The sequence below is a fragment of the Methylobacterium sp. D54C genome (genome assembly GCF_053345595.1).
The window spans coordinates 1-313 of the sequence record NZ_JBKFAK010000175.1 but is presented as its reverse complement, the minus strand read 5'-3'; the positions used below and the strand labels follow the sequence as shown (position 1 = coordinate 313).

Genomic DNA, 313 nt, shown 5'->3' with positions numbered 1-313 from the left:
GGCCGCTTCGACCTCGTGGTCTCGAACCCGCCCTACATCGCCCGCGCCGTGATCGCGACCCTGGCGCGCGAGGTTCGCGGCCACGACCCGGAGGCCGCCCTCGACGGCGGCACCGGCGGACTCGACGCCTACCGGCGGATCCTGGACGGCGCGGGCGCGCGTCTCGCCCCGGGCGGCCTGCTCGTGCTCGAGATCGGCTACGATCAGGCGGCGGCCGCCACGGAGCTCGCGCGCGCCGCCGGCTATCGCGAGCGCGGGCTGACCCGCGATCTTGCCGGTCATGACCGAGTCCTGTGTTTCGACCGGCCGGAGG

Annotated in this window: 1 pseudogene; it reads left to right on the top strand. The window is 75.7% G+C overall.

Annotated elements, in window-relative coordinates:
- Window positions 1-313, top strand: a pseudogene (locus ACLBYB_RS33040) (peptide chain release factor N(5)-glutamine methyltransferase); the annotation flags it as partial.